Origin of the sequence: Mucilaginibacter inviolabilis (genome assembly GCF_011089895.1) — a bacterium.
Lineage (GTDB): Bacteria > Bacteroidota > Bacteroidia > Sphingobacteriales > Sphingobacteriaceae > Mucilaginibacter > Mucilaginibacter inviolabilis.
The window spans coordinates 2,121,510-2,147,348 of sequence record NZ_JAANAT010000001.1; the positions used below are offsets into that span (position 1 = coordinate 2,121,510).

The following is a 25,839-nucleotide window of genomic DNA, read 5'->3' on the forward strand; positions in this document are numbered from 1 at the left end:
TTTTAAATAGAAAATTCGGTCCACTTTTTATCTGATTTGCCCGAGGCGATCACATTTTCGATAAATGCCATGCCGCGCACGCCTTCTTTAACTCCCGGAAAATCCAATTCTTCCGGAGTAGCTGTCCTACCTTCGATACCAGCTTTTACTGTTAAGGCAAAATTGCGGTACAGGTTGGCGAAAGCTTCCAGGTAACCTTCGGGGTGACCGGCAGGCGTACGGGTATTATGCTGCGCGAATGAGCTGGTGTAGCCACCACCCGTGCGCCAAACTTCCATCGGTTTATCGGTATACATCACGGTGAGGGAATTAGCATCACTCTGATGCCATTCCAATCCGCCTTTTTCACCGTAAACGCGTATTTTAACATTATTTTCTTCGCCGGCGGCAATTTGTGTGGCGGTTAATACACCGCTTGCACCGTTGTTGAATTTAAGCAGTGCGGCACCGTCATCATCCAACTTACGACCTTCAACCACAATATTGATATCAGCACAAATTTTAGTAACCTCCAAACCTGTTACATATTCGGCCAGGTTAAAGGCGTGAGTACCTATATCGCCCATGGCACCGGCAATACCGCTTTTACCCGGATCGGTGCGCCATGAAGCCTGTTTATTATCGTCACCTTCCAAAAAGCTGCTGAGCCATCCCTGCGGATACTCTACATATACTTTACGGATAGCACCTAATTTTCCGGCTTTGATCAATTGTTTAGCCTCTTTTACCATCGGGTAGCCGGTATAGGTATGGGTAAGGCAAAATAATTTACCTGTAGCCTTTACTATCTTATCCAGTTCTTTGGCTTCGGCCAGGGAAAAGGTCATGGGTTTATCTAAAACAACATGAAAGCCATTTTCCAGCGCCATTTTTGTTGGGGCAAAGTGTACGTGGTTGGGTGTCACAATACTGATCACCTGTACGCGCTCGTCCGCTGGCAGTTGTTTTTCTTTTTCGATAAGTTCGGTGTATGAGTTGTAGATGCGGTTGGGAGATAGTCCCAGTAACAAACCGCTGGCTTGTGATTTTTCGGGGTTACTGCTAAAAGCACCGCAAACCAATTCATATTCACCATCTATACGTGCGGCTATGCGATGCACGGCGCCAATAAACGCGCCCTGACCGCCACCGATCATTCCTAATCTTAGTTTCATTCTTTTTAGTGAGTGGTTGATTCAATCGATTGGTGAGTGGTTGCATGAGTTTATAACCATTCTCCACTCACCTAATCAACTAAAAACTAATTTTTTAAGTAGCCCAGGCTTTGTCGCCTTTTTTGTAGGTTACGTTGCCATCATAATGTCCAGGTACAGCAATGTAGCGCAGTGCTTTGGTTGCACCAACTTCTGAGGTAAAGAAACCCAACAGGGTTAACTCTTTCATCATCCGGAAGTAATGGTTCGGATCTTCGGGCTTTTTGTTTTTGGTGTAGTTTTTTTGCTCGGCATCCAGTTCGGTAAGCAGTTCGGTGCGTTGTTTGGCATCGGCTTCCATAAACGATTTGCTGAACTTTTTCTTGCTGGCTTCATCCAGGTCAGAAATACCTTTTACAAATATTTTCTGATCTTCGGGCTTATAGCAATCCTGAACCATCAAGGCCATAAAGTTGCCTATAGCAGCAGCCTTGGCACCAGGAGTACTGGTGGCCGGTAAAATGGTTTCGCCAATTTCATCAAATAAGGCTACATTGTTTTCATCAAACAATTCGTTCACTTTTTTGGAGCTTGGTTTACAACCCGAGATAAAAAACTCAGCGCCGATTATGGTACCTCCCAGTATCAATCCAACCCTGCCTAAAGCTTCTCTTCTATTCATGATTAATTATTGATTTAGTGATTTAGTGAGTTATTTTGAATTATTGAATTAGTGATTTAGTGAATTAGTGAATCTAAAAACGAGATGAATATTGGTAAAATTCACCTTTTCCAAATCACTAATTCGCTAACTCACTAACCCATTAATTAGTTTATTGAATTAGTGAGCTTAAATATAAAATTAGTGATCGGTAAAATTTACTTTTACCGATCACTAATTCACTAAAATCATTAATTCACTAATTAATTTATGCTTTTAATTTAAATCCATCAGGATAATCCCTTTGGATGTATTGGTTTACCGCGTCAAAGTTGGTCACTTTCATGGCTTTGTTATCCCATAATAGTTTTATGTCGCCACCTCTAAGGTCATGACCACGTACAGCCAAATTAGCCATTAACAAGGCTTCGGTAAGCGGACCGGCTTTATCAAATGATGAGCTCAGTTCTGTTTTACCGTATCCGGCTATACAGCCTTCAACCCACTGTGCATAGTGACCTTCGGCACCGCCCGGTACACGTTTCCATTTCTGCGGAGCATTGGCGCTTGCCGTTAATGATTTTGGCAATAAAGTAGCCGCATCTGAATAAGTGCTGGCATACATTTTACCTTTTGTACCAATGAACAGCGTACCATTACCCTCTTCGCCACCAAATTTTTCGTTTGCACCTAATTCAACAGGCCTTTCCGGTGTAATACCACCATCCATCCAGTGCATGGTAACATCGCCTTTTGTTTTTTCTGTTTTAGGGAAAGTTAAGGTAATATGGCTTGATGGAGGGCAGCTTTCAGGGAAATGACCTTGTTTAAACTCATCTACATATACACTGCCTACGCTAGCCTGTACATCTTTAACATATTGTAAACCCAGTACACGGAACGGAGCTTCAACCAGGTGACAACCCATATCGCCAAGGGCGCCGGTTCCGTAATCCCACCATCCGCGCCAGTTAAACGGCACCAGTTTATCTACGTAATCCTTTTTAGGCGCTGTACCAAGCCACAGATTCCAATCCAGTTCTTTTGGAATCTCTTTTGCAGGCTGAGGCCAGGCAATACCCTGAGGCCATACCGGGCGGTTTGTCCAGCAGTAAATGGTGTGCACATCACCAATCAAATCGGCATCATACCATTCCGACATTAAACGGGTGCCATCATTTGATGATCCCTGGTTACCCATCTGGGTTACTACTTTATATTTTTTGGCAGCCTCGGTTAATAAACGGGCTTCCCAGATATCATGCGTTAACGGTTTTTGAACATACACGTGTTTACCCAACTGCATAGCATGGTAGGCAATTAAAGCGTGGTTATGATCTGGTGTCGAGACTGATACCGCGTCAAAGTTTTTTGACTCTTTATCATACATCTCGCGCCAATCTTTATAGTACTTGGCTTTAGGGAATTTGGCACGTGAGTTTGCCGATCTTCTGTCATCTACATCGCATAGAAAAGCGATCTCCGCTTTTCCGCTTTTGTAAAAATTGGCAATATCGCTCTGGCCTTTACCGCCCGCACCTACACCGGCAATAAGCAGTTTGTCGCTGGGTGCTATAAAGCCTTTGCCGCCCAGTACAAAACGTGGAACGATCATAAAACTTGCCGCAGCTAATGTGCCTTTTTTAAGAAAATCCCGTCTGGAGGCGTCGGGAATACTTTTGTCCTGTTCTTCAGTCATTGGTTTGTATATTTTGGATATCCGGTTAATTTAGATCTCGTTTTTCTTCAAGGCCTCAACCGCGTAGTTGGCTGCACGGGCGGTCATAGCCATGTAAGTAAGTGATGGATTCTGGCATGCTGCCGATGTCATGAAAGAACCATCGGTAACAAATACGTTTTTGGCATCCCACACCTGGTTCCACTGGTTAAGTACTGATGTTTTTGGATCGCGGCCCATACGTGCGGTACCCATTTCATGAATACCACGACCCAGGTATGGATTTTTGCTGCTTGTTTGTACATTTTTAACACCTGCGGCCTCCAGCATGGCTTTGCCTTCGCTTTCCATAGCAATACGCATTTTTTTCTCGTTGTCTTTCAGTTCAGCGTCGATAGCGATAACAGGAAGGCCCCATTTATCTTTTTTGGTTTTATCGATGAACACTTTATTGTCGTGGTAAGGCAATGTTTCGCCAAAGCCACCCATTCCTACCGACCATGAACCTGGCTCGGTTAGGGCATCTTTAAAGGCTCCGCCTATGCTCAGTTCGGCAATATCACGGCTCCACCCTTCGCGGCTTGCACCTCCCTGGTAACCAAAACCACGTATAAAATCACGCTTATCGTTACCCAGGTTGGCAAAACGGGGAATATAAAACCCATTTGCACGACGCCCGAAATAGTACTTATCCTCATAACCTTCTACCTGCCCCCATGCATTAACATTTAAGTGGTGATCCATCAGGTTATGACCCAATTCGCCGCTGCTGCTGCCTAAGCCACCTTCCCACACATCATTTGCCGAATTCATCAGGATCCAGGCTGAGTTAATGGTAGAAGCATTCAGAAATACAACCTTGGCAAAGTATTCGTATGTTTTGTTAGTTTCGGCATCCAGTACCTCTACACCTTTGGCTTTTTTGGTATCCTTATCGTACAAAATTTTGGTAACGATAGACCACGGGCGAACGGTTAAATTACCGGTAGCCATAGCCGCAGGCAAAGTAGCCGATTGTGTGCTGAAATAAGCCCCGAACGGACAGCCCAACCAGCATTTGTTACGGTACTGGCAATTGGTACGGTTATTATGCGGCACAGTGATATTGGCTGTACGACCAATAATCATGGCTCTTTCTTCTTTGTAATACTCTTTTAATCTTTTAGCTACATCTTTTTCAACCACGTTCAATTCCATAGGTGGCATAAAATCACCATCCGGCAAAATGGCTAAGCCATCCCTGTTGCCAGAGATACCTGCAAATTTTTCGGCATAGCTGTACCACGGAGCGATATCCTTATAACGGATAGGCCAATCTACGGCAATACCATCTTTAAGGTTGGCTTCAAAATCAACATCAGCCCAGCGGTATGATTGTCTGCCCCACATCAATGAACGGCCACCAACGTGATAACCACGGAACCAGTCAAATCTTTTTACTTCTGTATAAGGACTGTCTTTATCACTTGCCCAATAATCAAGGTTGGTTTCGTTAAGCGGATAATCACGTTTTAATACCGGATAATCCTCAATCATCTTTTCTGTGCGCCCGCCACGGTGAGGAAACTCCCATGGTGCTTTATTAGCGTTCACATAATCCTTAATGTGCTCGATGTTACGACCACGCTCCAGCATAATGGTTTTTAAACCCTTTTCTGTAAGTTCCTTGGCAGCCCACCCGCCTGAAATTCCTGAGCCAATGACAATAGCGTCATAAGTGTTTGCAGACATATCTATTCGGTTAAAATGAATTTGTTTTGTACTTGGTTATCCCGCTAAATGTATGAATAAAAATTATTTTACAAATAGCGCATTGTGTTTTTTTTACACATTGAAATCTTCAATCGGTTTATAACAATTAAGTTATTTTGGTTTTTGCATTTTGGAGCTGATACTCCTGCTGCTCTAAAGTAAAATCCCTTCATTGTATTACCTATTTGTATACCGAAAATTTAAAATAAAAACACTTTTTAAAAACACAAAGCACTATATATCAATAAAATTCAAAAAACAACTATTCAAAAAATATAAATACAATTTAGGCTGTATCCTATAAATTATATATTCTTTTTTTCATTTCGTTCCATGCATGTGCCTGCCGAACGATTGGTAAAAGCCATATAGATTAAACAATGTGTTTATAAATATGGTAAATGGTTTTAGCAGTTCTTAGTTAAGCTACTCGTACTTTTAAAGGCACAGGCATTTTGGCTTAATAAATGAACTTTGGTTTATAAAACGATTTTCAAACTTAATAATTTAAAACACTAAAAAAAGAGTGTTTCAGGAAATTTATTGTCTGGTGAAATTACCTTATTAATATCAATAACCCCATTTTTTCATGATTTGTAAATCAATTTTTACACAATCAACCGGGTCTTTTCCCTGATAGGCTTCCTGCTCAATAATAAACAGAACCGTACCCCCTTTTTTGCTGGCCGCTTTTACAATTTCTTTAACCGGCAATACGCCCTGGCCCAGTACTGTACTTTCGGTATCGTCACCATCACTCCGCGGAGCTACCTTAATCTCGTCTTTTACGTGTAATGATTCAAAACGACCGGGGTATTTATTGATAAAATCAAGTGCTACCCCACCTGTACTGTACATATTACCAATATCCATTTGCTGGGCCACCAATTTAGGGTCGGTATTCTGGATGATAAAATCATACAGCGTGATATCCCCTACTTTAGTACTGATCTCAAAGTTGTGGTTGTGATACCCAAACTTCATAGATGATTTTTGGCACAGCTCCCCACATTTATTAAACTGCTCCATAAAGCGTTTTAATTTGTCGGTATCATGACGCAGGCTTTCATCCAGCCAGGGACTGATCACATAACGCTGACCAACGGTGGCAGCATCCTCAATGGTATACTTCCAGGCATCGGTAAAATCGTTTTTAGTGCTATCCCAATGCTGAGCCGTCATTACGGTATGGCCGCTTGGCATTTTTATATCCAGATCGGTAATTATTTTTTTAAATTCCTTAGCTGTATAACCATAAAATTTGCGGTCGACATAGTTGGCATGCTCAACATGATGATAACCGGCATCGGCCAGTTTCTTTAATGTTCCTGCCGGATCGGTCTTCATCGCATCACGTACACTATACAACTGTACACCTACGCGCTGCAGGTGCTTATCTGCTGCCAGTAAATGATCGGGTAATAATGCCGCGCCTGCTAATGCCAGGGCACCTGTTTTTAAAAATGTTCTGCGGGAGGTTTGCATTGAAATGATGTATTTAAGGTTATAATTGGAATAGATTAGAATCAAGAGTTAAGAATCAAGAGACAAGATAACTACATATTAGGTTATTTCGTTTCATTTAATTCAATTTCTCACCTTGAATCCATAAAGTTGATTTTCGCACATTTCTTAATCCTCATTTTTTCTTCTTGGTTCTTGATTCTTATCTCTTGACTATTTTTCTTGATTCTTCATTTAGAGTTACTCACAAATGCAATACACTTACTATCCGGCGACCATGACGGTGTATTAATAGTACCCTGCCCACCATACAAATAGGCCACCACTTTTGAAGGGCCACCACCTGCTGGCATCACCCTGATGAATACATGTTTATAAAAGGGATGATCGCCGGGCTCTACTTCGTTTTTGAGGAAGGTGATATAGCAGATCCATTTGCCATCGGGCGATACATGCGGAAACCAGTTATTATGATCGTCATTGGTGATCTGTGTTTGTTCGCTGCCGTCCGGCTTCATACGCCAGATTTGCATCAAACCGCTGCGTACCGAATTAAAATAGATGTATTTTCCATCGGGCGTATATTCCGGGCCATCATCCAAACCCGGGCTGGTGGTCAATCGTTCCTCTTTTCCTCCTCCCGAAGGGATACGGTATACATCAAATTCTTTATTACGTTCGCCGCAAAAAACAATGTACTTTCCATCGGGCGACCAGCTATGCATATAGCTCGCTCCAACACCTACGGCCGATATTCTTTTCGCCTCGCCGCCACCAACAGGTACGGTATAACCTATTGACGGACCTCCATCATTACTACTGATAGCCAACATTTTGCCATCGAAGGAAAGTACGTGATCATTATTATTGTTTTTTGCCGGGGCAGTATTCAACACAGTAGGTTGCCTTGTTTTGAGATTGAATTTATATAAAGAGCCTTCGCTGTTATAAATAAGTGATTGCCCATCGTGCATCCAGTTGGGTGCCTGCAATGATTTGGGCGATTGATAAATAACGGTGCTGTTTTGTGTAGCCAGGTCAAGCAACTCGATACTGCTACCTAAATACTGTTTGTAGGGCACCAGTGTTGCCGGAGCAGGCACCACAATGCGAACATTGCTAAAGATGGCTTTTTCGGTTACATTGGCATTGTGCGAGCAAATGAATATTCCTACGTACACTTCGTCGCCCAGGTCAAGATCGCTTATTTCTTCGGTCACAAACATATCGCCTTTGCGCGCTACCGACATGGTGAAGGTATTACCCTTCCGCTCCAGTTGGATGACATCCGCAGCGGTGATACCTGATTTTTTCTCTTCGGTTATGCCGCCTACGGTTTTACGGTATTGTAAGGAGGTTAAGCCATCGCCATGAACAACCGCATTGATATGCTTAGCGTTGGAGTCGAGCGTAGATCGTACCATCAAACCTATCTTACGATGAGCCTCAACACCCTTACCTATAAAAGCAGCATTGGTACGTAATATAAAATCTCCCTTCATGCGTTTCCACACAAAATGAAAGGCATCGCTGGTGGCCCATATATTAGCGCCTGACCCTTCCAGGTGGTATTGCTGTAATTCAGAATCGTATTTTAAACCACCTTTATGCTTTACAATGCCTACATCGCTTTGATTATCAAATATCCCTATTGAGGAAGTTTGGGCAATTGCTTTTTGGTTAAGAATAATAAAACAAAGCAAGCAAAAAAATAAACAATGTATTTTATTATGCATGGACTTTCGTGTTGATATTACACTTTATAATTGGTCTCGCTAAGTTATAAAATCCTTTTGTAAATAACATAGCACTATTTTACTAATATCATCCATTTCACCCGTCTGTTTTTAGATTTTTATTCGTGTTCTTTTAACAAAAAAAGGGAGTAATAGCTATGCTATCACTCCCTTTTTAATTTTAGTATCAGTTAATTTTACGATTCCGTCACAAACAGGGATTTAGCCGTTTGCGGATATTCGGCAATTGGGCCAACTACCGGTTTTACGGTACAGTACTCCAGCAGGAATTGTTTTTTGGAATCGCGGTATGAACTTACGGCACCTATCATGCTAAGCAATTTAATGTAGCACCAGGCCAAATCAAGCTGATGTGGTTTAAATCCAGAACGGGCACTTTTGGGGAACAGGTGATGGTTATTGTGCCATTCGCCGGCCACATAACCAGGCCATAGCTGATTGATAGACATATCCTCGCGGTTATGATCAATACCTTCGCGGCGTTTATCCTCGCCTTTGCCATGGCCTTCGTAATTAAAGGTACGCACGCCAACAGCCCAGATACCGGCCGAGCCAAAAACGGCACAGGCCAGCGGCATACCACCAATCAGGTAAAATACAACAAACCAGAAACCCCAGTTTAATATAATACCCAAAATAGTACGGAATGGGTTAGCAATGGTTCCCCATTTTTGATATTGTTTGTAGGTGTTAGGAGTAACGCCTACGTGTTTCATAAGATTAACGCATTTTTTGTAGCAGGCCTCGCCCATGTTGCGGGCAATAGGCTGATGATTTACATCGGCCAGGAAGCAGTACATAAAGCCGCCCTGGGCATTGTATGGGTCGCCGGGCTGGTCTGAAAGCGCGTGGTGAACATGGTGCGATACGGCGTAAATCTCCTCAGGGATGATCTTCAACGTAAGGTTCTGGGTAAAAAAGCGCCAGAATTTATTGCTGAAAGTATAAGCGCCATGCGTACAATACCGGTGATGCCAGATAGTGCCGTGTGTTCCCATGATAATCATGCTGTACACAAACGCCACAATTAAACCGGTAAAGCTGAAATACTTAAATATAAATAAGCCTAAAAAAGGTACCAAAGCAAGCACCAGGAACCAGCTTAAAAACGACAGCCAGTTTTTTTTGTCCCTAAATACGTTGAGTCTTAAAAAGAATTCTTTTACAATTTTGCCATTTGAGGGTTTTGAGAGATCTCCGTTTTCATCTGTCCAGCCATACGAAGGCGGTTCAAGTACCGTGTTTAAAAAAGCCATTAAGTTTTGTGGGGATTAATAGTAAATAGTTTAAAGAGGGATAAGCGGCCACAATGTAGTGATATAATATCACCGAATTGTCATTTTCTAAAGATATATTATGTTGTGCCAGATCCCTGCTAAAACTTAAACCCTTTTCGGAGTATTCCTTCGAGTTGTAAGTGGGATAGACAATTGTCAGGGGCTGTAAATGTTTGTGTTGGTTAGCGACGGTGAAGTCCTTCCATTTGATGCAGGTTAATTTTTGAAGAGCACAGGTATTAAACTTAATACTTATAGTTTAAACTCCGAACCCCGTACTTTATTTCATCTAATGTCAAATAAATGTCAGAAAACTTACCGTTGATATTTTTGATTACGTTGATTCCGCTGATTTTGTCTGAACACGATTAAAGAATTCCCAGGACTGTCCCCCATTTAACATAATGTCCTTTTGACTTTTGACTTTTGACTTTTGACTTTTGACTTTTGACTTTTGACTTTTGACTTTTGACTTTTGACTTTTGACTTTTGACTTTTGACTTTTGACTTTTGACTTTTGACTTTTGACTTTTGACTTCCCTTATTCCCCCGCTACCAGGCAGCGTTCGCCCATGAGCATGGCTATACAATGTTCATAATTATCGGGCATTTGGATCTGCTCCACTTCCTGCATATAGCTTTGTTTGATCTCTTTACGCCTTCGCGATTCAATAAAGCGCCTTACCTGCTCGCGATTTTCCAGTATCAGTCCGGGTACCTTTACCGGTTTATTGTTCTCATCCTTGGCTACCATGGTAAAATAACTGGTATTGGTATGCATCACGGAATTATTCTTGATATTTTCTGACACGACGCGGATACCTACCACCAGCGATGTTTTACCCACATAGTTAACCGATGCCATAAGCGATACCAGTTCGCCAACTTCTACCGGCTGTAAAAAATCAACCGTATCGATGGATGCTGTTACACAGTAATTACCGGCATGTTTAGCGGCGCATACATAGGCTACCTTATCCATCAGCGACAGCAAAATGCCCCCATGTATCTTCCCCCCGAAGTTAGAATAGGAAGGTATCATCAATTCGGTAATAGTAGTTTGCGAAAAACTTACCGTTTTGTAATCAGATTGGTCGGTGAGCGCTGTTGTCATGCGTTATATGTTTGGTTACAAGTTTAAGCATCTGCCCGCAATATTTGCAACAATTGTATTACATACATTTAACGTGTTAAACTTAATCAAATCTTTATGGTCATTTGTATTCCATTAAACCTGAACTATGACCAAACACCTGCTACTCATCTTCTTTTGCTCTTTGTTTATAACACGAACGCTGGCACAGCAAAGCCGAAAGGTTAGCGGAACAGTTATAGATAGCGTAGGTGCGGTACCCGGTGTTAATGTAAAACTCATATCAGATAAAGACAGCCTCAACGCAGCTACCGATCCGGGCGGAGTATTCAGTTTCCCTGCGGTTAATGCAAAAAACTTTAAAATAACTATAAGCGGTATCGGCTATCAAACCCTCATACGGCGGTATGTGATGGATAACGATACCAAACCCATCAAGCTTGATCCCATAAAAATTAAAGTACAAACCAACTTTTTAAAAACGGTAAATGTGGTAGCTCAGGTTAACCCCATCACTATTAAAGAAGATACGGTTGAATATAAAGCCAGCGCCTATAAAGTACGTGAAGGCTCGCCGGTGGAAGATCTGCTTAAAAAACTGCCCGGCGTAACTGTGGATAAAGATGGTAACGTTACGGCGCATGGCAAACAGGTAACCAAGGTGCGGGTTAACGGCAAGGATTATTTCACCGGCGATGTACAAACCGCCACTCAAAATCTCCCGGCTGATATTGTTGATGCCATACAGGTGATTGATGATTATGGCGACCAGGCCAACCTCACTGGCATCAAAACCGGCGACCCCGACAAAATCCTGAACATTACCATACAGAAAGAAAAAAACAGGGGCAATTTTGGGCAAGGCAGCGTGGGTGTAGGTAATGACGACCGGTATCAGGCCCGCTTATCGGCCAATACGTTTATGGATACCCGGCAGATAGCCCTGATTGGTACACTCAACAACACCAATACCAACTCGTTTAATCTTGGCGGCGGAGGTGGCGGCGGTGGCAGGGCTGGTCGCGGTGGCGGTGGTGGCAGCAGCGGCTCACAAATCAGTACGGCTAATGGTATTACCACTAACCGGTCAATAGGTACCAACTACCGCGACGATTGGGGTAAAAAAATAACGGTTTATGGCAGTTATAGCTTTGCCGATAAAGACCGGGACCAGAGCAGCACCACCGTGCAGCAAAACATCTTTCAATCGGGCACGCTGATCAATAACGATAATAGTGATGACAGGAATCACGGCGTAAACCACCGTTTTGATTTTAATATGGAGTACAAGATCGATACCTCCAATTACCTTAAGGTAAATCCCAGTTTTTCGTACGGTATATCCAACACCGTTAGTACAGATACCTTCAGTAATACCCGCAACAACACCCTGGTAACCGGCAACGAACTAGCCTTAACCGATGCTACTTCCAAAAGCGGGGGCATCAACGTATTGTACAACCATAAGTTTCATAAAAAAGGACGCAATTTTAGTGTGAGCGCGGGCCTGAGCCTTTCGCAAAGCAATCAGGGTTTAAATGACCAGTACACTACCCGGCAGGATACCGTGGTAACCCCTCTCTTTCAACAAATCAATAGCAACAATCATTCGCAGCGGGCAAACGTTCATTTATCCTATATCGAACCCATTGGCAAAACAACCTACCTGGAGGCCAATTACGCCTATAGTTATTCTAATACGGATAATAACCGGTACAACTACAGAGTCGATCCGGTAACGGGAAGCCAAACTTTTGTCGATTCGCTCAGCACTATTTATAATTACCAGTTTATTACCAACCGCTTTGGTTTAAATATCCGGGGGATCGGCGCCAAGTATAATTATACCGTAGGCATGGCCGTACAGCCATCAACGCTGCAAGGCGAATCGCATAATTTCCGAACCACCACCAATACTTTTAATTTGATCCCTACGGCCCGGTTTATCTATAATTTCTCGCGCAATCATTCTTTCACCATCAATTATAGTGGTTCTAATAGTCAGCCTTCATTTACACAATTACAGATCCAGCCCGATTATTCGAACCCGCAAAACCGGGTTTATGGTAACCCCGATTTGAAACCTTCATTTACCAATAGTATTAATTTGCGCTATAACCAGTTTGATATCGCCAGCGGCAATTCACTGTTCACCAATCTGTCGTTTTCCGAAACACAGAATGCCATTGTAACCAACACCTCGCCGGTTTCCATTGCAACTGGCTCAGCCACCGGAACCGACCCCAGCCAGCGTAACAACACCATACAGGAAACCCGTTACCTGAACACCAACGGCTTATATAATGTAAACGGCAATTATTCTTTTTCGAAGCCCTTTGCCGAGCGCCAGTTCACCGTATCAGTAAACGGCAGCGCGGGTTACAGCAACAATGTATCCTTTATCGAAAATCAGCGTAACCAGGGTAAAAACTGGGTATGGAATCAGGGCCTGAAACTGAGGGTAGATATCGACAGTATTATGGATACCGAAATAAGTGGTAACTACAGCGTAAATACCACCCGCTACAGTCTGCCGTCGTCCTTAAACACCGATGCCAGCACCTGGACACTGGGGCTCGATGGCCGCAACTATTTCTTTTATGCCTGGGTACTGGGCTATAACTTAACTCAAACTATAAATCATGGCTTTAGCAGTACGGTAAAGGCTAACCCTACCCTGCTGAGCAGTTATATAGAATACCAGTTCCTGGCTAAGCACATTGCATCTATCCGATTTCAGGCCTTCGATTTGTTTGATGAAAACAAAGGTATAAGTCGCACAGTATCCGGCAACCAGATCATTGATACACGCACCAATCGGCTGGGCCGGTATTTCATGCTTTCATTTACCCTGCGTTTGCAAAAATTTAAAGGCGGTCGTCCTTCTGGTGGTGGTGGACGCAGGAATGGCGGCGGTGGACGCAGAGGCGGTGGTGGAAGGAGTTAATTTCACAAATAGTGAGAAGAATCAAAAAAAAGCTAAATAGAAGGTTTGGCTAAAGCCCATAAGAGTTTAATTATAGCCCGTTGGTTAAAACCAACGGCAATCAAGAATAACCTAAATACTTTTCTATTCGTTGCCGATCATAAAAGTATTTGCCTAATTGCTTTTTTATTCATTGCCGTCCCATTTATGGGACGGATAACAAAAGTATCTGTGGGCTTTAGCCCCAAATATTCTTCCGACCCCCCCCCTGTTTAATTTAAACAGCCGTGTTTTTGACATTATGTAAAACCTGTTTTATATTTACCAAAATTGAATTGTGTTGAAAGTTATAACCTTATTTATCGCCCTGCTTTTTTACTTCCATACTGGTTTTGCACAAGAAACCATAGTACGCAAACATCGCCTCAACGACCAGGTAATCGAACGGATATCTGTATTAAAGAGCGATAAAAGTACCCGGCAAGGTATTTACCAGGCCGTAACTGAAAAAGATATTGCCGTAGCGAGCGGCAGTTTTGACCATGATAAGAAAACTGGCGTATGGCATTTTTATAATCTTAACGGACAGTTGCTTCAAAACTACGATTATACCAAAAAAACCTTATTATTTGAGGCCCCCGAAGATACCACCTCAAACCTGCGGTATTTTGTAGATAAAACATTAGCCGATACCGACCGTACCGCCAAACCTATTAAAGCCGGTGGCCGGTATTTTGGTTATATCCCCTACCTCAAAATGTTTAAGTTACCAGAGGATCTCATGGGTATCAGTCGCACGGCATCTTATGCGGTTATTGAATTGCTGGTTAGTCCAGGCGGCCGCCTGGCCGATTTTAAGGTGCATTTATTTAGCGGACTGAATTACCATAAGGTATTTAACAGGAGCACCGATATGCCCAACGAAGAAGATAAAATATTTATCCCCGCCACTGTAAACGGCGATCCCATAGGCTGCCGCATCATGATCAGCTGCCGTATCAATAACGACGGTGGGTTGGAAATGCCGTGATTAATTAGCTTTTTAAAAAATTCCTTTAATATGGATCTGAATTTAGACGACCTTGTTATAGCTCCCAAAAGCATCGACATTAATTATCTTGACGCTTATTGGAAATGGCTTGCAGATGATATAAAACAAATTCTATTGGTGTCAAAATTGGGAGATGTATTTATTGTGCGGGCAGATGAAAAAGTTTACTGGATAGCTACCGATGACGGATCATTAAGCAAGGTGGCTAACTCTGCAACAGAGTTTCAAGTACTTTTAGAAGAGCCTGACAACCTTGATAATTGGTTTTTACCTGGATTTCTTGAGGAATTAGAAGTTGCGAATATCATTTTAGAAAAAAATCAAGTATATAGTTATAAAAAATTACCTGTGCTCGGAGGTGAATACACTATTGATAATATTATCCCAACTGATATCAAAACTCATTTACAATTAACCGGAGCTATTTTGGAACAAATTAAGGGCTTCCCTGATGGTACACATATGGAAATTAGGCTAACCGATTAGCCACTTTATATCAACCATAGAAGATTTCTCTTTCGCACAATACTCATATCCGACCCAGGCTTTATCGAAATGACAAACTTTTTAATTATTTTTCCTTCCCCGTCAGCAGATAAGCTTCAGGCGAAAGCAGGCAGAACAATGGCGGGCGGTGCGGATGCGGGGCATAGCAAGTTTTTGCTGAAGCCCGGGGCTGGAGCGAACAAAGTAGGGCAAAATAATTGCAGCCCTGGTTCTGCCTGATTTGCAGGGCAAAGGCCGGGTGCGCAAAGAAGCATTTCTGCTGAAAGCCCTTTGGTTACTTTGTGGCTACAAAGTAACTGGCCCTCCCGCGGCCAAGAGCGGGTATACGCCATGTAAACCTCTCTGCTATAACGAGATTGCTTCGTTCCTCGCAATGACGCGATAAAAAACATGGATAAAATGAAAAGCGCCAGACATTAAATGCCTGGCGCTTTTTTTATATCAATAAAAATAAAATTAGTGATCGTGGTGACCATCCGGACCATGTGCATGCCCGTGTGATAACTCTTCCGGTGTAGCCGGACGTACATTCAGGATGTTACCTTTAAAGTGCAGTTCCTGGCCCGCCATCGGATGGTTCAGGTCAACAATAACAGCATCTTCAGCAACAGATACTACCTGTGCCTGGAAACGGTTACCCTGGTTATCCTGTAAAGGCAAAATGCTGCCGATCTCAGGAATTTCCTGACCCTGGAACATTTCTTTAGGCAGGTTAGCTACCGCTTCTTCGTCATATTCGCCGTAAGCATCCGCGGCAGAAAGACGAAACTCATAAGCATCACCGGTCGACAGCGTGCTCAGGTTTTCTTCAAATTTGGGCAGCATCTGGCCAGCGCCGAATAAAAAGGTTAACGGTTGTTCTTGCGTGGCGCTTTCGGCTAAAACTTCGGCTCCGTCGCGGTCAACATACAAATCGTAAGTTAATGATACTACGTGTTGTGGTTCAATCTTCATTGTAAAGTATTTTTTAAATAAGCAATCAGGCCTCAATTTGTTTTAAAGCATCGGCCGTATTATTGGCAGGTAATCCGCAGGTTTTATCTTTACAAATAAAAATTTGTGTTGATTGACCAAACTTATCCTGCAACAAAGGTAAACTTCCTTTTTTACCACCCAAGATTATTTTGTTGGGGATGTAATTATTTTCTATTTCCTTTCGCACAGTTTCGGTTTCGTTGCCTGTTATTGCTATTTCATATATACCAAACACTTCGTCAAGCAATAATAAGGACCAGTTAGAATAGGCTGTGCCGTATTTAGCCAGTTGCGGCATAATGTTGCGTAACAGCTGCGCCGAAACCGCTGCATAGCCTTCATGATCAAAAAGCAAGCCTAACTTTTTCAGGTTGATCGCCATGGCCGAATTACTGGCCGGCGTAACCCCATCCATGATCTCTGACTTGCGGGCTATCAGCTGTTCGTCATCATCGGCAGTATAAAAAAAGATACCGTTTATTTCATCGTAATAATGCGCTATAGCGGTGTCGGTCAGCTTTTTAGCCTGTTGCAACCACTGTTCATCAAAAGTAACTTCATATAAGGCGATGAATCCATCGATGATATTGGCATAATCATCTAAAAATGCAACTGAGACCTCGCCTGTCGTATTGACATTATAAACTCTTGATATCCTGCTATTTTGACTTATCAGATTAGCATAGATAAACCCGGCATTTTGCAAAGCCAGTTCCAGGTACTTGGGATTGTTAAATGCCCGGTAAGCCTGGCACAAACCTTTTAACATCAGTCCGTTCCAGGAGGCCAAAATCTTATTATCCAGGCCCGGTCTTACGCGGTGCCTGCGAACTTCAAATACCTTTTTGCGTGAGGCTTTTATCTCTGATAACAAATCGTCTACCCCTAAGCCTAATTGTTCGGCCAAATCTTCATCGCTTTCCCGGCGGAACAATACATTGGAATGCTCTTCTTCCCAGTTGCCATCATCGGTAATATGGTAGTAAATACAGAATAGTTCGGCAGCATCTTCGCCCAGGATCTCTTCAATTTCCTTTTTGGTAAAAATGTAAAACTTGCCCTCCACCCCTTCGCTATCAGCATCCAGTGCCGAGTAAAAGCCTAATTCAGGCGAAGCCAGTTCCCGGGTCGAAAAGGTAATGATCTCCTCTACTATCTGCTCATAAAGCGCATCCGGGCTCCAGGTGTATGCTTCGGCGTACAGGCTGATGAGTTGGGCATTATCATACAACATTTTTTCGAAATGGGGCACATGCCAGCGGCCATCAACCGAATAGCGGGCAAAACCGCCGCCTATATGATCATAAATACCACCGAAGGCCATTTTATGCAGGGTAAGCTTTACCTGTGCGGCTATCTCCTCATCCTTCATCAGGTGGGCATAACGCATCAGCAGCAGCCAGTTATTGGGCATGGGAAATTTAGGCGCGTTGCCGGTACCACCTTCGTATTGATCAAAATAGCGTTTCCAGTTATCGCCGATCACCTGCAGATCGGCTTGGGTATATTCGGGATGTTCCTCAACAAACTGTACCGATTCATAGTTTTGGATGCCTTCGGTAAGGCGCACGGCATATTCTTCGGCCTCTTCGGGTTTTTGTTTATAAAAATCGGCCAGGTTAAATAATAAGGAGGTCCAGTCGTTTTTGCGAAAATAGGTACCTCCATAAATAGGTCGCTGATCGGGCAGGCAGATACAATTCAGCGGCCAGCCACCTCTGCCACTCATCAGTTGCACAGCGCTCATATAAATCTGGTCAACATCGGGGCGTTCTTCCCTATCCACCTTAATACACACAAAAAACTCGTTCATTACGGCAGCTACGGCTTCGTCCTCAAAACTTTCATGCTCCATTACATGGCACCAGTGACAGGCCGAGTAACCGATACTCACCAGGATGAGTTTGTTTTCGGCTTTGGCTTTGTCCAGGGCTTCTTTACCCCAGGGATACCAGTTAACCGGATTGTTGGCGTGTTGTAATAAATACGGAGAGGTAGAATTAGCCAGGCGATTCATAGCAGATGTGTTTGATAGCAAAGATGCGGATATAAATGAACATTGGCAGGCTAATGAAGCTTATTAACATGAGGCAGTTCTACCCGTGGTATACTTTTGGGAATTCTCATTGGTTCCCAATACTCACTTTGCCTCAGATCAAGAAGAAAACTATATAGGCGACGCAAGCCAAAAGTCCCAATGGTTCCGTAATCATTTATCTTTTTTACGGTGCCATCTTCAAATACTATTTCATAGTCAACAGCTTGATCATCAGTCCATTGAGCTTGGTAATCGTCTTTGAGTTTTTTTACCTGAATATAATCAAGCAACGATTTTAATTCGGCCAACTTATTTGTTGAAATTTTACCTGTGAAATATCCGCTTTCAGATTTAAACTTAAATGCAGAATAGGCAGCCTTACCATCTGCCTGTATATTCGCGGTATATTCAGGTCCAGGCCATGCAGTCGGACGCGAATTTATGCTGATAGACCTAATGGCATAGTTTTTAACCTTCGGATTATATTCAATAAAATCGTCGTACAAATAAACCAGTGTATCCGTTTTTAACTCTGTTCTCCATTTCCATTCACCATCTCTTACTTTTCCCTCATAAATATAAGTTCTTGAATAAAAAGCAAGCATCTGTTTGTCAGCTACTTTAATCGGCCATGCCAATTGACAATTTTCGCCAGTTAGCCACCCCCTGGTTAAATCTAATGCTTTAAATAGGTTATCTCCTTTATCAATAACAACAAATACATGAAATACATTATACCATTTTAGCGTAACTAACAGATCTGTACGTCCGTCCCGATTAAAATCAACCTTTTGCCAGGCTTTAACGCTCCATTGGCGCGCTACATCATTGCATTTTATTAATTTAAGCAATGTATCTGTGGGCACTATGGTAACTTGTGACTCGCCTTTATAAGTTAAATTGCTATCAACTTTAAGTACAAATTTTAAAACATCGTTATCTGTTTTCAGGCTGTCAACGGCGTTGCCTGAGGCTGAAAAAGCAAAGGAGAAAAAAAGTAAAAAAAGCAGCAGGCGTTTCATCAGGTTAGGAAAATTTTCATATCTGCATGAATATCGATTAATAAAATCATAAATCAAAGTATGGAATTTAACGCTCTCCATAAAAAACTCATTAATTCAATAAATCACTAATTCAATAATTATAAACTCGTAACAATACCATTACCCGCTTATAAAATTCGCTTATACGCAATCGATTAAGCACTCAAATTATCAAGTTCACAAATTATTTCCCTTTATTTGCGGCTTTATTATTAATAATTCAAATGCGCTATTTTAAACTGATCGACTTTTTATGCGCCATGGGCTTATTAGCCGGTGCAATACCCGTGGCAGCGCAAACTGCCGATACCCCAAAATACAATCACCAGGACGTATTTGGCCCCATTACCTGGCCTGTTACCAGCGGTGGTACCCGCTCTGCCAGCGGACAGCCCGCCGCCAATTACTGGCAAAACCGTGCCGATTACCAGATAAAAGCCACCCTGAACGAAGGTCGCGATACTACCATTACCGGCGAGGTTACCATTACCTATACCAACAACAGTACCGATAAGCTGGATTACCTGTGGCTGCAATTGGATCAAAACCTGTTCCGCCCTGATTCACGCGGAGCGGCAACCACTCCGGTATCAGGCGATCGTTTCGATGTTCGCGGATTTAGTCGCGGTGGCTATCATATCGGGTCGGTAACTGTAACTTATAAAGGCGAAACCTATACCGTAACGCCTGTTATCACCGATGCCCGCATGCAATTACGTCTGAATACCCCGCTTGATGGTAAAGGCGAAAAGATACAGGTAAAGATCAACTATGATTTTGCCATCCCCTTTTATGGCGCCGACCGTATGGGTCGTAAAAAGTTTAAACAAGGCTATGTATATGAAATTGCCCAATGGTACCCGCGCATGTGCGTTTATGATGATGTAGAAGGCTGGAACACCCTGCCCTACATGGGCCTGGGTGAGTTTTACTGTGAGTACGGCGACTTTGATTATTACATCACCGCCCCTGCCAATATGATTGTGGTAGGTTCCGGCGATCTGCAAAATCCTGAAGAAGTACTTAGTCCCGCCCAACTAAGCCGGTTGGCCAAAGCCAAAACCAGCGACAAAACAGAAATGATCATTAAAGCCGGTGAAGTGGGCAAAGCCTCTACACGTCCGTTCAAGGGCAACTTAACCTGGCACTATAAAATGGAAAACACCCGTGATATTGCCTGGGGCGCCTCCAATGCCTTTATATGGGATGCGGCGCAGGTTAATTTCCCTTCGGGTCGTAAAGGCATTGCCATGTCGGCCTATCCGGTTGAAAGCGCAGGTAACGATGCCTGGGGCCGTTCAACAGAATACCTCAAAAACAGTATGGAGATCTATTCCAAAGCTTATTATGAATACCCATGGAACTCGGCCGTTAACGTATCGGGCGTGGCTTTGGGTATGGAGTACCCGGGCGCTATATTTTGCCTCAGCAACTTTAAAAAAGGTCAGCTTTGGGGCGATGTTACGCACGAGATCGGTCACAACTGGTTCCCGATGATCGTGGGTTCCAACGAGCGCAAATACATGTGGATGGACGAAGGTTTCAATACTTTTATTAATGAGTATGCCAGTCAGCAGTTTAACAACGGTGAATATGCCGAGCCATCTAAACAAGCGCAAAACATACTGGCATCCTACCGCAACAGCAAAGACCCTTTGATGACCGCTCCGGAAGCTATCGGCTTAAATGATTACGGTCAGTACTATAATAAAACCGCTTTGGGCCTGGATATACTACGTAACGTTGTACTTGGGCCAGAACGTTTTGATTATGCTTTCCGCGAGTATATCAAACATTGGGCGTTTAAGCACCCACTACCGTACGATCTTTTCCGGGCCATGAATGATGCCAGCGGCGAAGATTTGAACTGGTTCTGGAAACCATGGTTCTTTACCACCTGGAAACTTGACCAGGCCATTACATCGGTTAAATATGTACAGGACGATGCTGCTCATGGCGCCATGATCACCCTAACCAACAAAGAAAAAATGGTCATGCCGGTTGATCTGAAGATTACCCAGGTAAATGGTAAAACCGAAACGCTTCACTTGCCGGTAAACATCTGGCAGCGCGGCGGTGTGTGGACCTTTAAATATCCATCCACATCGGCCATCAAATCCATCGTGATAGATCCGGAACACGAATTACCGGATGTTGACCTCAGAAATAATACTTACGAAGGGAATTAGTGAGTTTGACAATTTTTAAAAAGCGACGGGTATTTTACCTGTCGCTTTTTTATATTAGGACTTTAATAATATTGCCCTGCGAATACAGTATAAATCAACCTAAACCAAGTCATGGAAAGACAAACATTAACTACAAACTTTCTGTATACGATTAGCTGGTTTGGCGATACTATTGCTGATTGGGGCGCAGCAGGAACACAATATTTTATCGACGGACGAATAAAACAGCTTCATAAGTATCATCTCACACTCAACTTTGATGGCTCCATTAATTCGGCTGATGGAAAGTATGCTTTCATTTATCAAAAGTTGGGTACAAAGGGGCTTTTATTAAAAGAAGGCGAGCTATTAAGAGAAATTAACCGTAGCTATTACTGTGCTAATGTTTATGAATATCCGGCGGCTTTTGTTACCGTAAATGACATTACCTATTTGATCCATTGCCCCATAAGCTATTGCCAGCTTGATTTTGAAAACGTGGAAACCGGCGAAATTGTCACCCATATACCCGAAAGGGATGCCGGTGATGTATTTTATTCGCGGCTGGAAATAAGCAGTGACAATAAGTTTTTAATGAGCAAAGGCTGGTTATGGCACCCCTTAAATTGGATTGATGTTTTTAATATAGAGGAATGTCTAAAGAACCCATTGCAACTCGACCAATCAACTTTGTACCCAGGTGTCGGTACAGAAATTTGCACTGCCAGTTTCATTGACAACAATAGAATACTCATAGGCTCATCTGACGAGGTTATAGACGGAGAGAACAATAACTTACCGCCAAAGCATATAGCCATCTGGGATCTGGAAATTAACCAAATCTCTAAACCGGTCAAAGCAAAGGGAGAGTTTGGAAACCTATTCGCGATTGATGAAAACCTAGCCTGGGATATGTACCTGTTCCCGAAGATCATCAATATCCACACGGGCGAAATAATAAACAGCGACGAAACTATTGATAGCGGTAATCAAAACTCCGCTATAATAAATCGTGATGATAAAATACCACAAATTGTATTCAACCGGCAAACCAAACAAATAGCTATAGCAGGGCACGAAAAAATAGAGGTCCTTACTCCTTAAAATTTATTAGGGTATTGATCTTCATGCTGAGCATCGTCGAAGCATGTCGGGTGGGCCTCTGCGCTCTACCCTTCGACGATGCTCAGGGTGACACCTCCACAAACGGTTAATTCCCAGGTCATCAATCCCCTTAATTAAAATCCACCCGTCCGAAATTCGATCTGATGGTGATGGTTTTATCCGCGTTACCTTTACCTAACTGACCTGTATAACTTTTTTGTGCGGTAAAACCATGCGTATCTGTCCCCGGTGTTTTATTGGATATGCTGGCATGGGTACCGTCGTAATTAAATGAACCATAATAGGTGCTGATATCAAAATTGGCGTTTTCGTTGTTATTGATCCCTACTTTTACGCTGGAGTACGACGAGGTGATATCCAGCATTTTCAGGTTTTTATCCAAATCTGCAATCTGTAGCTTGCCACAATATTTAACCTTAATATTCCCTGAAGTACGCAGAGTTCCAATTTTAGCCGGACCATAGCTGATATCCGCGTTTAATTTATCGCTTTCTGCCAGGTTAAGGCTGCCGTAGGTTATTTGTAAGTTGCCTCCGGTAAGAGTGCCGATATTAACATCCCCAAAACGGACCTTAATTTCACACAGCGGGTTCAACAGGCTTTTTGCCTTTAAACTCCCATAAAAACTATGTATAGTTACTTTTCCCTGCAGATCGGGTAAGGTGGTGTTACCATATTTATTATTGATGCTCAGTACATTTTTTGCCGGCATGTAAACCACATAATTAATCTCTATTTTTTTGATATGTTTTTTGTCCTCCCCTTTCCATAACTCAGGACTCAGGCTGCCATTTTCGCCAATTACGGTTTTAAACCATGCCAATCCAGCCGTTTTGCTGTCATTAATTTGAATAAAATTCAAAAATTTGTCGGCGTCGGCCTCTGCATTAGCGTAAACTTTTATCTGTACTTCTACCTTAAATTCCTTCCGATCCCAGGTATTCACCACTACTTCGCCAAAACTATTGTCTATTTTCAACTCATCATTGCCGGCTGCCGGGTATACTTTACTGTAGGTTTTAACCTTTTCCTTTAGGTCGCCATTTTCTACTTTATTTTTCAAATCGGTGCCAGCATATTCGAGCTCAAACGGGCTCGGTACAGCTTTCATCATTACCGGAACAAGGGCCGTATCCTGGCGGGCGTCGTCGTTATCAGAAACAGTTTGGGCATTTGCCGCATTTGTTCCAAACATTGCGGCAATAAGGCATAGTAAAATGAGCTTAGGTTTCATGTTGTCGGTTGTTTAATATTTTATTGATAATGATACATTTCTGCCTTAAATGACAAACATTTTCCCGGCGCGTTGCACAACAAAAAATAATCATGAACGTTGCCGCTATTTTTTCTATTTTTCTGCCCGATATGAAAAAATACTGCCCGCTTCTGATACTGTCTGTTCACTTACTGATACTTTGCTATTCCATCCCGGCCCAGGCAGGTAAAAAAGCCTGGTACATTAACCCGCAAACCGGTAACGATCAAAATACAGGCACAGATAGCCGTCATGCCTGGAAAACATTTACCCCGCTTAACCAACAAACGCTTTTGCCTGGCGAACAGGTAAATATTATTGCTCCCGGCGATTTCCATACCTCATTCATACTGAAAGCCAAAGGGAGCAGCATGGCGCACATTGTTGTTAATTTTGCACCGGGAGTATATAATTTTTACCCGGATGGCGCTTTAAAAAAACAATTCCAAATCTCCAACACCAATGATGTACCCGATGGCATGAAAGCTATCGCCCTATATGTAAACAATTGCCGGTTTGTGGATATCAAAGCGCGAGGAGCCAAAATAGTACTGCGTGGAAAAATGATCGAAACCTGTGTTGATCACAGCGAAAACATCAGCATTGATGGCATTACTTATGATTATTACCGGCCTACCGTGTCGGAATTAACGGTAGTAAACACCGGTGATCATTTTGCCGATATACAGATTCACCCCGACTCTAAATACAGTATTAAAGATAGCCTGCTTACCTGGCAAGGCGAAGGCTGGCAACACAAACCTTTTTGGCTTTGGCAGGTACTCGACCCGCAAACGGGCGATCTGCAGCGTATGGATATCGCAGTTGACAGCATCCGTTACGCAGAAACCGGCACCAACCTGGTGCGGGCTTATTTTAAAAAGAACCCGGGCTTTAAAACCGGACTGATATACCAGAACCGTGATGTAACCCGCGATTGCTCGGGCATATTTATGCAGCGCAGTAAAAACATCAGCCTTAAAAACATCCATATTAATTTTATGCATGGCATGGGCGTGGTGAGCCAGTTTTGTCAAAACATCCGTATGGACCACATCAGCGTGAGGCCCGATCCTGCATCTGGTCGTACCTGTGCCGCCTGGGCCGATATCCTGCATTTTTCGGGCTGCCGTGGGAAGATCGAGATCAGCAATTCCTACCTATCCGGCGCTAATGACGATGCTATCAACATACACGGCACCTATCTACGGGTGATCAACACGCCAAAGCCGCAACAGGTACTGGTGCGTTTTATGCACAACCAAACTTACGGCTTTGATGCCTTCACTTCTGGCGATAGCATAGCCTTTATCCACGCCGAAACCCTGCGGGAGTACAGCAATAATGTGGTGGTACAGGTGCAAAAAATCAACGATAAAGATTTCCTGCTGACGCTTAAAAATCCTGTTCCTGCGCATATGAACCCAACGGATGTAATAGAAAACACCACCTGGACACCACAAATCTGGATTCGTCAGGATACAGTGGCCCGCATACCGACACGGGGCATACTCGTAACATCCCGCAGAAAAACAGTGATCGAAAACACCGTTTTTCTGCATCCGCACATGAGTGGTATTTCCATTGCCAACGATGCCGCCAGCTGGTATGAATCGGGTATGGTTAAAGATGTAACTATCCGCCATAATCAATTTATACAATGCGGCGAACCCGCCATTATCATCTGTCCGGAAAATAAACAGTCAGGCGGTCCGGTGCATCAAAACATAGTTATTACAGATAATCACTTTGATTTGCAGGGAACGAAGGTGCTATCTGCAAAAAGCACCTCTGGAATCATTTTTAATAATAATACCATCAAAGCAGATAAGGCTTTTGATATTAAAAAAGGATTGGAGCTGAAAGATTGTACTGATGTAAAGGTGGCGGGGAATATGATTAGGCAATAGATTTATAACCCATAGAAAAAAAATAA

Annotated in this window: 18 protein-coding genes; 6 read left to right on the top strand and 12 right to left on the bottom strand. The window is 42.9% G+C overall.

The features are described 5' to 3' along the window. Window positions 1-2: 2 nt before the first annotated feature. The 8 genes from G7092_RS08470 to G7092_RS08505 all read right to left on the bottom strand — a co-directional run bounded on the left by G7092_RS08470 (window position 3) and on the right by G7092_RS08505 (window position 10,836). The gene (locus G7092_RS08470; protein WP_235953802.1) at window positions 3-1,154 is read right to left on the bottom strand and encodes a Gfo/Idh/MocA family protein; all 1,152 of its coding nucleotides are present in this window, start codon (window positions 1,152-1,154) and stop codon (window positions 3-5) included. A gap of 94 nt (window positions 1,155-1,248) precedes the next feature. After that, the gene (locus G7092_RS08475; protein WP_166088111.1) at window positions 1,249-1,815 is read right to left on the bottom strand and encodes a gluconate 2-dehydrogenase subunit 3 family protein; all 567 of its coding nucleotides are present in this window, start codon (window positions 1,813-1,815) and stop codon (window positions 1,249-1,251) included. 247 nt (window positions 1,816-2,062) lie between these two features. After that, window positions 2,063-3,493, bottom strand: a complete 1,431-nt coding sequence (locus G7092_RS08480) for a Gfo/Idh/MocA family protein (RefSeq protein WP_166088113.1) — start codon at window positions 3,491-3,493, stop codon at window positions 2,063-2,065. A 30-nt stretch (window positions 3,494-3,523) separates the two neighbouring features. After that, window positions 3,524-5,203, bottom strand: coding sequence for a GMC oxidoreductase (locus G7092_RS08485; RefSeq protein ID WP_166088115.1), 1,680 nt, complete (start codon window positions 5,201-5,203; stop codon window positions 3,524-3,526). Between the two features lie 591 nt (window positions 5,204-5,794). Beyond that, a complete protein-coding gene (locus G7092_RS08490; RefSeq protein WP_166088117.1) occupies window positions 5,795-6,709 on the bottom strand; it encodes a sugar phosphate isomerase/epimerase family protein in 915 nt (304 codons plus the stop codon). A 209-nt stretch (window positions 6,710-6,918) separates the two neighbouring features. Next, window positions 6,919-8,424 (bottom strand): TolB family protein, encoded by a 1,506-nt coding sequence (locus G7092_RS08495; RefSeq protein WP_166088119.1) that lies wholly within the window; start codon window positions 8,422-8,424, stop codon window positions 6,919-6,921. A gap of 197 nt (window positions 8,425-8,621) precedes the next feature. Next, window positions 8,622-9,701: a fatty acid desaturase gene (locus G7092_RS08500; RefSeq protein ID WP_166088122.1), complete on the bottom strand. Its 1,080-nt coding sequence runs from the start codon at window positions 9,699-9,701 to the stop codon at window positions 8,622-8,624. 562 nt (window positions 9,702-10,263) lie between these two features. Continuing rightward, window positions 10,264-10,836, bottom strand: a complete 573-nt coding sequence (locus G7092_RS08505) for an acyl-CoA thioesterase (protein WP_166088124.1) — start codon at window positions 10,834-10,836, stop codon at window positions 10,264-10,266. A 127-nt stretch (window positions 10,837-10,963) separates the two neighbouring features. On the opposite strand from G7092_RS08505, the gene G7092_RS08510 reads away from it, so the two are divergent. From G7092_RS08510 to G7092_RS08520, 3 genes are all read left to right on the top strand, one after another. Then, a complete protein-coding gene (locus G7092_RS08510) occupies window positions 10,964-13,762 on the top strand; it encodes a TonB-dependent receptor (RefSeq protein WP_166088126.1) in 2,799 nt (932 codons plus the stop codon). 316 nt (window positions 13,763-14,078) lie between these two features. Further along, complete coding sequence (locus tag G7092_RS08515) at window positions 14,079-14,771, top strand: hypothetical protein (protein ID WP_166088129.1); 693 nt, start codon at window positions 14,079-14,081, stop codon at window positions 14,769-14,771. Window positions 14,772-14,801: 30 nt separating this feature from the next. Then, window positions 14,802-15,278: a T6SS immunity protein Tdi1 domain-containing protein gene (locus G7092_RS08520; protein ID WP_166088131.1), complete on the top strand. Its 477-nt coding sequence runs from the start codon at window positions 14,802-14,804 to the stop codon at window positions 15,276-15,278. Between the two features lie 477 nt (window positions 15,279-15,755). Here the strand turns inward: G7092_RS08520 and G7092_RS08525 are convergent, their stop codons facing one another. Genes G7092_RS08525 through G7092_RS08535 form a run of 3 tightly spaced genes read right to left on the bottom strand, consistent with a single transcriptional unit; the run spans window position 15,756 to window position 19,334 of the window. Next, window positions 15,756-16,253 (bottom strand): FKBP-type peptidyl-prolyl cis-trans isomerase, encoded by a 498-nt coding sequence (locus tag G7092_RS08525; protein ID WP_166088133.1) that lies wholly within the window; start codon window positions 16,251-16,253, stop codon window positions 15,756-15,758. Window positions 16,254-16,278: 25 nt separating this feature from the next. Then, window positions 16,279-18,291, bottom strand: a complete 2,013-nt coding sequence (locus tag G7092_RS08530) for a thioredoxin domain-containing protein (RefSeq protein WP_166088135.1) — start codon at window positions 18,289-18,291, stop codon at window positions 16,279-16,281. Window positions 18,292-18,341: 50 nt separating this feature from the next. Further along, the gene (locus G7092_RS08535; protein WP_166088137.1) at window positions 18,342-19,334 is read right to left on the bottom strand and encodes a DUF6438 domain-containing protein; all 993 of its coding nucleotides are present in this window, start codon (window positions 19,332-19,334) and stop codon (window positions 18,342-18,344) included. Window positions 19,335-19,579: 245 nt separating this feature from the next. Between G7092_RS08535 and G7092_RS08540 the strand changes: the two genes are divergently transcribed. Together G7092_RS08540 and G7092_RS08545 are read left to right on the top strand one after the other, a co-directional pair. Next, window positions 19,580-21,544 carry a M1 family metallopeptidase gene (locus tag G7092_RS08540; protein WP_202985239.1) on the top strand — a complete coding sequence of 655 codons (1,965 nt, stop codon included), beginning with the start codon at window positions 19,580-19,582 and terminating at the stop codon, window positions 21,542-21,544. Between the two features lie 111 nt (window positions 21,545-21,655). Beyond that, on the top strand, window positions 21,656-22,627 hold the full coding sequence (locus G7092_RS08545; protein ID WP_166088139.1) for a hypothetical protein: 972 nt from the start codon (window positions 21,656-21,658) through the stop codon (window positions 22,625-22,627). A gap of 130 nt (window positions 22,628-22,757) precedes the next feature. Here the strand turns inward: G7092_RS08545 and G7092_RS08550 are convergent, their stop codons facing one another. After that, window positions 22,758-23,882: a DUF4097 family beta strand repeat-containing protein gene (locus tag G7092_RS08550; RefSeq protein ID WP_166088141.1), complete on the bottom strand. Its 1,125-nt coding sequence runs from the start codon at window positions 23,880-23,882 to the stop codon at window positions 22,758-22,760. A 92-nt stretch (window positions 23,883-23,974) separates the two neighbouring features. Here G7092_RS08550 and G7092_RS08555 point away from each other — a divergent pair, with 92 nt between their 5' ends. Continuing rightward, window positions 23,975-25,813, top strand: coding sequence for a right-handed parallel beta-helix repeat-containing protein (locus G7092_RS08555; RefSeq protein WP_166088142.1), 1,839 nt, complete (start codon window positions 23,975-23,977; stop codon window positions 25,811-25,813). Window positions 25,814-25,839 lie beyond the last annotated feature (26 nt).

What these genes read in the sequence shown, in the direction of transcription:
- G7092_RS08470 (WP_235953802.1), bottom strand. Translation starts at nt 1,154, where the DNA reads ATGAAACTAAGATTAGGAATGATCGGTGGCGGTCAGGGCGCGTTTATT.
- G7092_RS08475 (WP_166088111.1), bottom strand. Translation starts at nt 1,815, where the DNA reads ATGAATAGAAGAGAAGCTTTAGGCAGGGTTGGATTGATACTGGGAGGT.
- G7092_RS08480 (WP_166088113.1), bottom strand. Translation starts at nt 3,493, where the DNA reads ATGACTGAAGAACAGGACAAAAGTATTCCCGACGCCTCCAGACGGGAT.
- G7092_RS08485 (WP_166088115.1), bottom strand. Translation starts at nt 5,203, where the DNA reads ATGTCTGCAAACACTTATGACGCTATTGTCATTGGCTCAGGAATTTCA.
- G7092_RS08490 (WP_166088117.1), bottom strand. Translation starts at nt 6,709, where the DNA reads ATGCAAACCTCCCGCAGAACATTTTTAAAAACAGGTGCCCTGGCATTA.
- G7092_RS08495 (WP_166088119.1), bottom strand. Translation starts at nt 8,424, where the DNA reads ATGCATAATAAAATACATTGTTTATTTTTTTGCTTGCTTTGTTTTATT.
- G7092_RS08500 (WP_166088122.1), bottom strand. Translation starts at nt 9,701, where the DNA reads ATGGCTTTTTTAAACACGGTACTTGAACCGCCTTCGTATGGCTGGACA.
- G7092_RS08505 (WP_166088124.1), bottom strand. Translation starts at nt 10,836, where the DNA reads ATGACAACAGCGCTCACCGACCAATCTGATTACAAAACGGTAAGTTTT.
- G7092_RS08510 (WP_166088126.1), top strand. Translation starts at nt 10,964, where the DNA reads ATGACCAAACACCTGCTACTCATCTTCTTTTGCTCTTTGTTTATAACA.
- G7092_RS08520 (WP_166088131.1), top strand. Translation starts at nt 14,802, where the DNA reads ATGGATCTGAATTTAGACGACCTTGTTATAGCTCCCAAAAGCATCGAC.
- G7092_RS08525 (WP_166088133.1), bottom strand. Translation starts at nt 16,253, where the DNA reads ATGAAGATTGAACCACAACACGTAGTATCATTAACTTACGATTTGTAT.
- G7092_RS08530 (WP_166088135.1), bottom strand. Translation starts at nt 18,291, where the DNA reads ATGAATCGCCTGGCTAATTCTACCTCTCCGTATTTATTACAACACGCC.
- G7092_RS08535 (WP_166088137.1), bottom strand. Translation starts at nt 19,334, where the DNA reads ATGAAACGCCTGCTGCTTTTTTTACTTTTTTTCTCCTTTGCTTTTTCA.
- G7092_RS08540 (WP_202985239.1), top strand. Translation starts at nt 19,580, where the DNA reads ATGCGCTATTTTAAACTGATCGACTTTTTATGCGCCATGGGCTTATTA.
- G7092_RS08545 (WP_166088139.1), top strand. Translation starts at nt 21,656, where the DNA reads ATGGAAAGACAAACATTAACTACAAACTTTCTGTATACGATTAGCTGG.
- G7092_RS08550 (WP_166088141.1), bottom strand. Translation starts at nt 23,882, where the DNA reads ATGAAACCTAAGCTCATTTTACTATGCCTTATTGCCGCAATGTTTGGA.
- G7092_RS08555 (WP_166088142.1), top strand. Translation starts at nt 23,975, where the DNA reads ATGAACGTTGCCGCTATTTTTTCTATTTTTCTGCCCGATATGAAAAAA.